The following is a 9,419-nucleotide window of genomic DNA, read 5'->3' as shown; positions in this document are numbered from 1 at the left end:
CAACGCCCAGCTTAGTTGAGCGGTACACAATGTTAAAACGAGTAGAATGGCTTTCATTTTAATCCATTAAATTTCAATCAGCACAAAGGCGCGAATTGGATAATAAATCATTCATGGCGTCAATTTTTCTTAAAAACGAGTAAACGCTCCTTTAATTTGAACCATGGAGAACTTGCGTGATGCAGGTATAATCGGCTTATTTACGATTGTGGTAGGCACGGATGACGACACAAACAGCACTGCGCTTGAAATCAGATATGGGAATTGCGCTATACACCGCTCAGCAATGCCAAAAGCTAGATCGCCATTGTATTGATGACTTAGGGTTTTCTGGTTATGCGCTAATGCAACAGGCGGCTCAAGCGGCTTTTGCTGTCATGCTAAGTGAATGGCCCAATGTGCAAGAGCTCATCATGTTATGCGGTAAAGGTAACAACGGCGGCGACGGTTTTGAAATGGCCAGCATTGCACAAGAGCATGGCATCGATGTTCAGCTCGTCTTTGACGGCCCTATTTATCGCTTAGAAGGCGAGGCCAAGCAGGCCGCTGAAGCAGCCATAACCTCAGGGTTAAGCGTAATATCAAGTGCACAAATTAATTGGTATAAGCCTAATTGTGTCATCGTTGATGCGCTCTTAGGGGTTGGTATGACTGGCGCGCCAAGTGAAGACGTTGCCGAATTGATTACGCAAGTGAATGACAGTCCGTTGCCTGTTTTATCATTGGATGTGCCTTCCGGTGTTAACGCTACAACGGGTTATGTGGCAGAGGTTGCTGTGATTGCGGACATCACCGTTACGATGCTCCTCAACAAACAAGGTTTATTCACAGGCGATGCCCCTGACTACGTTGGGCAAGTTCGAATGGCTAATTTGGGGATACCCAAAACGGTTCGCTCCCACCTACAAACCAGTTCGCGTTTGCTTAATTGGCACAGCATTCAACAAGGGCCGTTTTTTCACCCAAGAAAAGTCACCGCACACAAAGGCGATTTTGGTCACGTTCTGATTATTGGTGGCGATAGTGGTATGGCGGGCGCGGTAAGCTTAAGTGCCTCGGCGGCATTGCGCAGTGGTGCAGGGCGGGTCAGTGTGGCAACTCGCCCAGAACATGTATCGGCTATTGTGGCGCGTCAGCCAGAAGTCATGGCGCACGGTATCGAGTCTGGCCAGCAGTTATTACCTTTGCTGGCCAAAGCGGATGTTATAGCCATTGGCCCAGGCCTTGGTCAAAGTAGCTGGGGTCAACAAATGCTACAACAAGTGATGCAAACCCAGTTGCCCGTTGTACTGGATGCGGACGCATTGAATTTACTGGCACAAGGGAATATTAAGCATAATTTGTCGCAGCGAGTGAGTGTGATGACACCCCATGCAGGGGAAGCGGCCCGCTTATTAGGGGTCGATATACCAACAATCGCTCAAGATCGCTTTGCTGCATTACGGCTATTAAGTGAACGATATAGCAGTTATGTGGTATTAAAAGGCGCAGGTTCCATCATGGGTGATCACAAAGGCATTAACGTTTGCACAGATGGTAATCCTGGCATGGCCAGTGGCGGTATGGGCGATGTGTTAACCGGAATCGCCGCCAGCTTTATGGCTCAGCATTTGGACGCACTCCCTAAGCATTGCCATCAAGTGATCAGTGGCGCGGTATGTTTACATAGCGCAGCTGCCGACGAGGGCTCAAAACAAGGACAAAGTAGTTTACTGGCCAGTGATTTGCTAGTTGAATTACGCCAGTTGCTAAATTGACAAATTACGGTCGTTATTAATTGATTGTCATTCATATAGATAGAGACACAGATGGACCAAATATCACAGCAGTTTACCGATGAGCAGGCCATGCTAGATTGGACCCAATCTAAGGCGAAGTCTTTACAGCCCGGTTTAGTGATTCACTTACATGGTGACCTAGGAATGGGGAAAACCACTTTGAGCCGCGGTTTGATTCAGGGCTTGGGTCATAACGGAAATGTAAAAAGCCCCACTTACACCTTGGTAGAACCTTATGAGCTTGGTACCCTGCGTGTTTACCACTTTGACTTGTACCGCTTAGCAGACCCAGAAGAATTAGAGTTTATGGGGGTTCGAGATTATTTTGCAGATGACACATTGTGCTTAATCGAATGGCCAGAAAAAGGGGCGGGTGTGTTACCTGAAGCCGATATCGACATCGTGATTGAACCTTGGCAACAAGGTCGGGAATTGACGTTTAATAGTCATTCCGAAAAACAGGACGCGCCCAGCTAATGGCTTGGGCATAGAGTTTCATTCCAATAAAAAGAAGTAACGTGCGTACCGTATTAGCCGTTTTATTAATGACAATATCCAGCCTAACGCTTGCCGATGTGCAAGGGGTTAGGCTTTGGCACGCCCCCGATAACTCACGTCTTGTCTTTGATTTAAATGAGAAATTCGAACATAAAATTTTCCCATTAAGCTCGCCTAATCGCTTGGTGATTGATATTGAGAACAGCAAAATGCTGGACTCACTCAAAGACCTCGACCTAAAAGTTGGCCCCATTAAAAAAGTGCGTTGGGGCATGCGTGATAAAAAAGACCTGCGCATCGTATTGGATTTACGCCACGCGGTGGATGCCAAGAGTTTTCCTCTGGCGCCCAATGATCAATACAGTCATCGTCTGGTGGTAGATTTATTACCTAGAAACGTCGGCACGCGACCACTAACCATATCCAAACCCATACTGGATGCAAAACAAACCCAAGCCACAAGCCGTGACATTATTATTGCCATTGATGCGGGGCACGGCGGTGAAGACCCTGGTGCCATTGGCCATGGTGGGATCTACGAGAAAAAAGTGGTATTGGCCATTGCGCAAAAGTTGGCGGCTTTATTAAAGAAAGAGCGAGGCTTTAAACCCGTGTTAGTGCGCACAGGTGATTACTACATTGGTTTACGAGAGCGAACCAAAAAAGCCCGCTCATCGAATGCCGATTTATTTATATCGATTCATGCGGATGCCTTTAGCAGTCATCGCGCAAGCGGTAGTTCCGTGTTTGCTTTGTCGCAGCGAGGCGCCACATCCGAAGCGGCGCGCTGGTTGGCCGATAAAGAAAACTCATCAGATTTAATCGGTGGGGTTGGCGGCGTCAGCCTAGACGACAAAGAAGATTTATTGGCCGGTGTACTATTGGATTTGTCCATGACGGCCAGCTTGAGTGTGAGCCTAGACTTGGGGCAAATGGTGCTTAACAGCATGGGAGGGGTTTCAAAGCTGCACAAGCGTAAGGTGGAGCAAGCAGGTTTTGCGGTTTTAAAGTCGCCTGATATTCCTTCACTGTTAATTGAAACGGGATTTTTATCCAACCCAGGCGAAGCAAAGAAATTAAAAACCTCGTCGTATCAGCGCAGAATGGCCACCTCGATTTATCAAGGCATCAAGCGTTATTTTATGCAGTATCCGCCGCCGGGTACCTATCTAGCGAGCGTGCGTAATACCAGTGATCGCTTAAGAGAATATGTCATCGCGCCAGGTGATACGCTCTCTGTCATAGCACAGCGACACGCTACATCCATGTCGACGCTCAAAGAGCTAAATGGTTTAAAAACCAGTATCATACGCGTCGGCCAAGTGATCAAAGTGCCAGCCTCTTAACGGGTTGGACATTCATCAAACTCAAAAAGAACACCATGAAACGTATCGAAGTTTTAAGTCCTCGTCTTGCTAACCAAATCGCTGCTGGTGAAGTTGTCGAGCGCCCAGCAAATGTGGTGAAAGAGTTAGTTGAAAATAGCCTAGATGCAGGTGCTAATCGCATCGAAGTGGATATTGAACAAGGGGGCGTTAAGTTAATTCGCATCCGTGATAATGGTTTTGGTATTGAAAAAGGCGACCTTCCGCTTTCGTTAAGCCGTCACGCCACCAGTAAAATTAAAGACCTTGATGATTTAGAGTCCGTGCAAAGCTTGGGTTTTCGCGGCGAAGCATTGGCATCCATTGCGTCTGTTTCGCGCTTGGTATTAAGCTCTCACGAACAAGAAAGCGACGAAGCGTGGCAAGTGCAAGCCGAAGGCCGTGACATGGCCACCGAGGTTAAACCGTGCGCGCACCCTGTGGGCACCACCATTGAAATGCGTGACTTATTTTTTAACACGCCTGCTCGTCGCAAATTCTTGCGTACCGAAAAAACCGAATTTAACCACTTAGAAGAAGTGGTTAAGCGCATGGCATTGAGCCGTTATGATGTCTCATTCCAATTGCGTCACAATCAAAAAGTGATCCACAGTTTGCGTCCATGCCTATCCGAATTTGATAAAGAAAAACGGGTGGCCAGTTTGCTCAACGCTCAATTTATGAAAGAAGCGGTGAGCATCGAAATGGAAGGTGCCGGCTTAAGATTATGGGGCTGGGTTGGCTTGCCGACCTTTAGCCGCAGCCAAGCCGATATGCAGTACTTTTTTGTAAATGGTCGTATCGTGCGTGACAAACTTGTGGCCCACGCTATTCGCCAAGCGTATCAAGATGTTTTATATCATGGCCGCCACAGCGCGTTTGTGTTGTATTTAGAATTAGACCCGGCGCTGGTGGATGTAAACGTTCACCCAACCAAACATGAAGTTCGCTTTCGTGATGGCCGCTTGGTGCATGATTTCTTATTCCGCTCGTTGCATAAAGCCCTTGGAGAAGTGCGTCCAGAAACCCCAGAGCCAAACGCCGATTCAAACACTGAATTGCACAGCCAGCCACACGTGACGGGAATTGCCGCGGGTGAGTTTGCCGGGCAAAACAATATGCCATTGCAACAGGCGCAGGCCACAGGTAATCCTTGGCAAAATAATTACACGCCTCAATCGATTGCGCCTGGGCAAGTGCAAGAGCACATGCAAAATTATGGGCAGCTGCATCAAGGCGGTGCCGTGCCAAGTGGTTCTTCGTTTTCACAGCCTATGCCTAATACCAATACCATGGCGACCATGGACATGAACACGGCAGGCAATAAAGAAATTCCACCAATTATTAACTACACAACCGGCACCATTGGGCGTGACCAACAAGGCCCGATTGATTGTATTAAAATGGGTAAGCCGGAAATTGCAGCGTGTAATGCTGGCTCACTTAACTATTTAAAAACCCGTTCAAACGGCACTTGGGCTTGGCCACCGATGTTATTTCAAAACACGGTGGATAAAATCCAAGAATTGCTAGAAGTATGTAAAGAAGAAGGCTGTCGCCCTGAATTTGAATGTTTTGATTTAGGTATTGTACGCAGCGTCGGCATGTTTCAAGAAGTGGGTATGTGGGACCGCTTAGATTACAACTTAGTTATGGGTGTGAATTCTGGCATGCCAGCAGACCCAGACCTATTACCCATTATTTTGAAATATTTAAAACCGGGCAGTCATTGGCAAGCGACCGTGATTGGCCGTGAAGAAGTTTGGAGCGTACACAAAAAAGTCGCTGAACTGGGTGGTAATTTACGTACGGGTCTAGAAGATACGTTTTATTTACCTGGTGGTGAAAAGGCCACCAGTAACGGCCAGTTAATCGAGGCTATGGCAAAAGTTGCACGCGATGCAGGCCGTGAAGTGGCTACACCAGAGGAAGCTCGTCAGCTTTTTTTATAATAGGCTGATTGAGAACTCATTATTTTGAAAATAATGAGTTCTCTCATATTATTAATCGATTTTTCCTATCTTGTATGACACTTATACCCCCAACATAACAACTTGCATTGCATTTTTGATTTACCAGCAAGCTAGGTTTGTGGCATGAACCTCTTTCTTTGCGCGTTTTAATTAGTTGAACTATTCTGGCATATAGTCCCTATGAGGTTTTAATAGAATTGCTTTATATAAATGAAAAGAAGCGTTTCTTTATCGTCGCTTTGATTACAGTGATTGGTATTTTAATTGCGTTGACGATGCATAAATATCAAGACCATATTGAAACAGCGCGTATTAATGCGGCTTACACTCGCTTGCTAGAGCTGCAAGCGCCTGCAGTTGAATATGCGATGTCTAATCAAGCTTGGCCGACAAAAGTAGAAGAATTAGGATTTACAGCCGCTGAACTTGAATATCCAGAGCATAAATACAGCATAGATGTTTATGATAATGGTGTGATTGCTGCCCATGTAGGCAATGATAAAGCCGATGAAAAACAGTACATTGTATTAAGCCCACAAGTCATTGAAGGCGATATAGAATGGGCATGCTTTGGTGATAAAATAAAAGTAAAATATTTGCCACTTGAGTGCCAAGAATAAATATAAAGAGATGACTTAACAACCGGTATGATACATCGCATTATCAATGCCGGTTGTAAAGCTTTGTATTTTTATAAGGTATTGATACAAACAAACATCGTTTTTTCACTTTTGTCATAAACCGTAATGATCTATTTCACGTAAACAGCTTAAATCAACACTGTTAAGTGAGTCAGTATGAAAATGACAATGAATGAGATACAGCAACTTGATCATCCTGTTGATAAACTTATGCTGGTGAGTATATGTGGCATGTCTTATCAATTATATGCACATGACAAGGGCGAGCGCTTTGCTGTGTATGACAATAAGGGTAAACGAGTTGTAAGTAATAGCTTAGAAGCAGGTAAAATACTTGTACGAAAATTAAAGTGTAAGTCAGCGGTATTGTATCAGCAGTTACCTTACGATGAAGCCTGTGTGTCAGTAGAAGGTGAAATGAGCCCTGTAATGGAAATTCCAATTGATATACATTAATAAAAGGCCTATTTAACATTCGTTAAATAGGCCTTTTTATTTATAGCGTATTTTATGATATTTATTGTTTAGCCACTTTTAAATTCGTGCTCGAAAAAGTAATTTGTAGCTTGCACAAATCCTTCAACACTGCCACAGTCAAAACGCTCACCTGCAAATTTCACAGCAATAACACGTTCTTCTTTTGCGACTTGTTTGAGTGCATCCGTAATTTGAACTTCACCGTTCGTACCAGGCTTGGTTTCGCGTAAATAGTCAAAAATCTGTGGCGTTAATACGTAACGCCCGATAATGGCCATATTGGTAGGTGCGTTTTCTGGATTGGGTTTTTCAACCATATCGGTTACGTCATAAATACCGGGTGCTATTTCTTCACCGCTAATAATACCGTAGCTTGCGGTATCTGATTTTGGTACTTCTTCAATGGCCACAATGCAACATTGATATTGGTTGTATAGCTCAATCAATTGCGCCATGGCTCTTAATGTTGATTTACTTGAATCTTGCTTTAATGGCGCTACGCATAAATCATCGGCCAAAATAACTGCGAATGGCTCATTACCAATAATGGGTTCGCCGGTTAAAATGGCATGGCCTAGGCCTAACATTTCACGTTGGCGCATGAAAATAAACTGCCCCTCGTCCATAACTTTATTAATGTCGTTTAAATTATCTGCCTTTTTGCTGCCTGCAATCTCGTGTTCAAGTTCATAATTATTATCAAAATAATCGGCGATAGCACGCTTACCTCGACCCGTGATGAACCCCATTTTATTGATGCCCGCTTCCATGGCTTCTTCAACTGCGTATTGGATGAGTGGTTTATTGACTACAGGTAGCATTTCTTTCGGCATGGATTTGGTGGCGGGTAAAAATCGAGTACCATAACCTGCCACAGGAAATAAACATTTTTTGACGGTTTGTGTTTGAGACATTTTACACTCCTAGTTTATACGTTGGCGATCCACATCATTTGATAAGGTTCTAGTGTGATGGCGTCGTGGGTATTATCAAACGTGACGCCACCAATAAGGTCTTGCCAGTGGTGGGTGACCACCAAATTTAAATCTGATAATAGAAGCGGTTGCTCTTGGTCGGTAATATTATAAATACAGAAAATACTTTGACGGCGGTCCATACTTTGTCGCCAAAAACCAAAAAGATGATCACCGATATGTAAGGTAAATTGGGTTGCGTTAGGGTGAAACGCTTTTTGTTTTCGACGAAGTTGAACTAATTGGGTGATCTGTTCATAAACCTGTTTGTGATGACTGGTATCATCGTTTAATAATGTAACCAATTCATCATATTGCCATTCACGACGATTTATTGATCGGTTTTGCTGCGTGCGTTCTAGTTTTTCATAGTCGTTATGTGTACCTAATACACTGTGAATATACAGTGCGGGAATGCCCTCTAAAGCGAGCATCACGCCATGGGCACATAAAAAACGCGCTAATGCATAATCGTCTTTACCGTTTTCTGTGCCTTGTAGTGCATCAAATAATGTAATGTTGACTTCATAGGGTGTTTTTAACGCCGTTTTCACCTGCACGCCATGAAATCTTGCCACCAAAATTTTGCATTGTGCTGACCAAGGTGGCCAGTTCAGTATCACTTAATAAGCCTTCGGCGGGTCTTAAGCCAATGCCATCATGGGAGGCAATGAAATTAAAATAAGTCGTGCCATGTTGCGCAGGTGGCATGCTCATCAACCAACGTTTTAAGTAACGGCAGTTTCCGCTGACTAAGGTGTAAACCAAAAGAGGGGGCAATGAGAAGTTATATACACAATGTGCTTCATTGGCATTACCAAAATAGCTTAAGTTTTCAATATTTGGAATATTGGTTTCAGTGATGATAATGCTATCGGGTTGCGTGTGTTCAATGAGTGTTCTAATTAAACGCACCACCTCATGGGTTTCATCTAAGTTTAAGCAATTAGTCCCTGGTTTTTTCCACAAAAAAGCAATGGCGTCTAAGCGAAAAATTCGAATACCTTTATCTAGGTAATCACGAATAATATTAATAAACTCTTTTAATACTTGTGGATTTGAAAAATCTAAGTCCACTTGCTCATGACTAAAAGTACACCAGACATGCTCTAACCCTTTATCTGTTTGTGTTTCACGTAACAGTGATGATGTGCGTGGTCTAACGACTTGTGATACAGGCGCATCTTTTGTTGTGGTATAAAAATAATCATGACCAATACCATCACCTTTAATAAAATTCTTAAACCATTGGCTTTGATCTGAACAATGGTTAATTACAAGGTCTGCCATTAATCGATATTCATCGGCAATTTTTTCTATGTGTTGCCAGTGTCCTAATTCAGGATTCACTGCATAATAATCGCAAACCGCAAACCCATCATCTGCGCTGTAAGGAAAAAATGGTAATATATGAACACTATTAAAACTGTCTTTTAGGTAGTCGTTTAAAAAGTGATGCAGGGTTGCAAGAGGTGCCTCATTTTCTTTTTGAATACTGTGGCCATAGGTAATCACGGCCACATCCTCTTCGGTCCAGTAATTTTGATGGGGCGAAACCGCTTCATAATGTTGTTTGAAGCGCATGATATCGATGAGTTCTTGAGTTAACTCCCCTAAAGCCGATGGTGTTTGAGCATCACCATAAATGGCTTGCAAGTGATGATGTATTTTAGATTCGAGTAGTGCTTTGGTGTGTGCATCCATCATAATCTTT

At 43.8% G+C, this 9,419-nt stretch carries 9 protein-coding genes; 6 read left to right on the top strand and 3 right to left on the bottom strand.

Going from position 1 to position 9,419, the window contains the following annotated elements:
• The first annotated feature begins 221 nt into the window (after positions 1 to 221).
• From ACU6U9_RS10880 to ACU6U9_RS10855, 6 genes are all read left to right on the top strand, one after another.
• Positions 222 to 1,757: an NAD(P)H-hydrate dehydratase gene (locus ACU6U9_RS10880; protein ID WP_446733764.1), complete on the top strand. Its 1,536-nt coding sequence runs from the start codon at positions 222 to 224 to the stop codon at positions 1,755 to 1,757.
• Positions 1,758 to 1,808: 51 nt separating this feature from the next.
• Complete coding sequence (gene tsaE, locus ACU6U9_RS10875) at positions 1,809 to 2,255, top strand: tRNA (adenosine(37)-N6)-threonylcarbamoyltransferase complex ATPase subunit type 1 TsaE (RefSeq protein WP_446735033.1); 447 nt, start codon at positions 1,809 to 1,811, stop codon at positions 2,253 to 2,255.
• A 68-nt stretch (positions 2,256 to 2,323) separates the two neighbouring features.
• Positions 2,324 to 3,622 carry an N-acetylmuramoyl-L-alanine amidase gene (locus ACU6U9_RS10870; RefSeq protein WP_446735051.1) on the top strand — a complete coding sequence of 433 codons (1,299 nt, stop codon included), beginning with the start codon at positions 2,324 to 2,326 and terminating at the stop codon, positions 3,620 to 3,622.
• 35 nt (positions 3,623 to 3,657) lie between these two features.
• A complete protein-coding gene (mutL, locus tag ACU6U9_RS10865) occupies positions 3,658 to 5,592 on the top strand; it encodes a DNA mismatch repair endonuclease MutL (protein WP_446735032.1) in 1,935 nt (644 codons plus the stop codon).
• A 218-nt stretch (positions 5,593 to 5,810) separates the two neighbouring features.
• Positions 5,811 to 6,233: a pilin gene (locus tag ACU6U9_RS10860; RefSeq protein ID WP_446735031.1), complete on the top strand. Its 423-nt coding sequence runs from the start codon at positions 5,811 to 5,813 to the stop codon at positions 6,231 to 6,233.
• A gap of 177 nt (positions 6,234 to 6,410) precedes the next feature.
• Positions 6,411 to 6,710, top strand: coding sequence for a DUF6482 family protein (locus ACU6U9_RS10855; RefSeq protein WP_446735030.1), 300 nt, complete (start codon positions 6,411 to 6,413; stop codon positions 6,708 to 6,710).
• A 68-nt stretch (positions 6,711 to 6,778) separates the two neighbouring features.
• Here the strand turns inward: ACU6U9_RS10855 and galU are convergent, their stop codons facing one another.
• Genes galU through ACU6U9_RS10840 form a run of 3 tightly spaced genes read right to left on the bottom strand, consistent with a single transcriptional unit; the run spans position 6,779 to position 9,412 of the window.
• On the bottom strand, positions 6,779 to 7,645 hold the full coding sequence (gene galU / locus ACU6U9_RS10850) for a UTP--glucose-1-phosphate uridylyltransferase GalU (protein ID WP_446735029.1): 867 nt from the start codon (positions 7,643 to 7,645) through the stop codon (positions 6,779 to 6,781).
• A gap of 14 nt (positions 7,646 to 7,659) precedes the next feature.
• Positions 7,660 to 8,259: an alpha-glucosidase C-terminal domain-containing protein gene (locus tag ACU6U9_RS10845; protein ID WP_446735028.1), complete on the bottom strand. Its 600-nt coding sequence runs from the start codon at positions 8,257 to 8,259 to the stop codon at positions 7,660 to 7,662.
• A complete protein-coding gene (locus tag ACU6U9_RS10840) occupies positions 8,231 to 9,412 on the bottom strand; it encodes an alpha-amylase family glycosyl hydrolase (protein WP_446735027.1) in 1,182 nt (393 codons plus the stop codon). Before ACU6U9_RS10840 ends, ACU6U9_RS10845 begins: the two co-directional genes overlap by 29 nt.
• Positions 9,413 to 9,419 lie beyond the last annotated feature (7 nt).

Source organism: Pseudomonas sp. HK3 (assembly GCF_052920985.1).
This window is presented reverse-complemented; position numbering and strand designations above follow the sequence as displayed.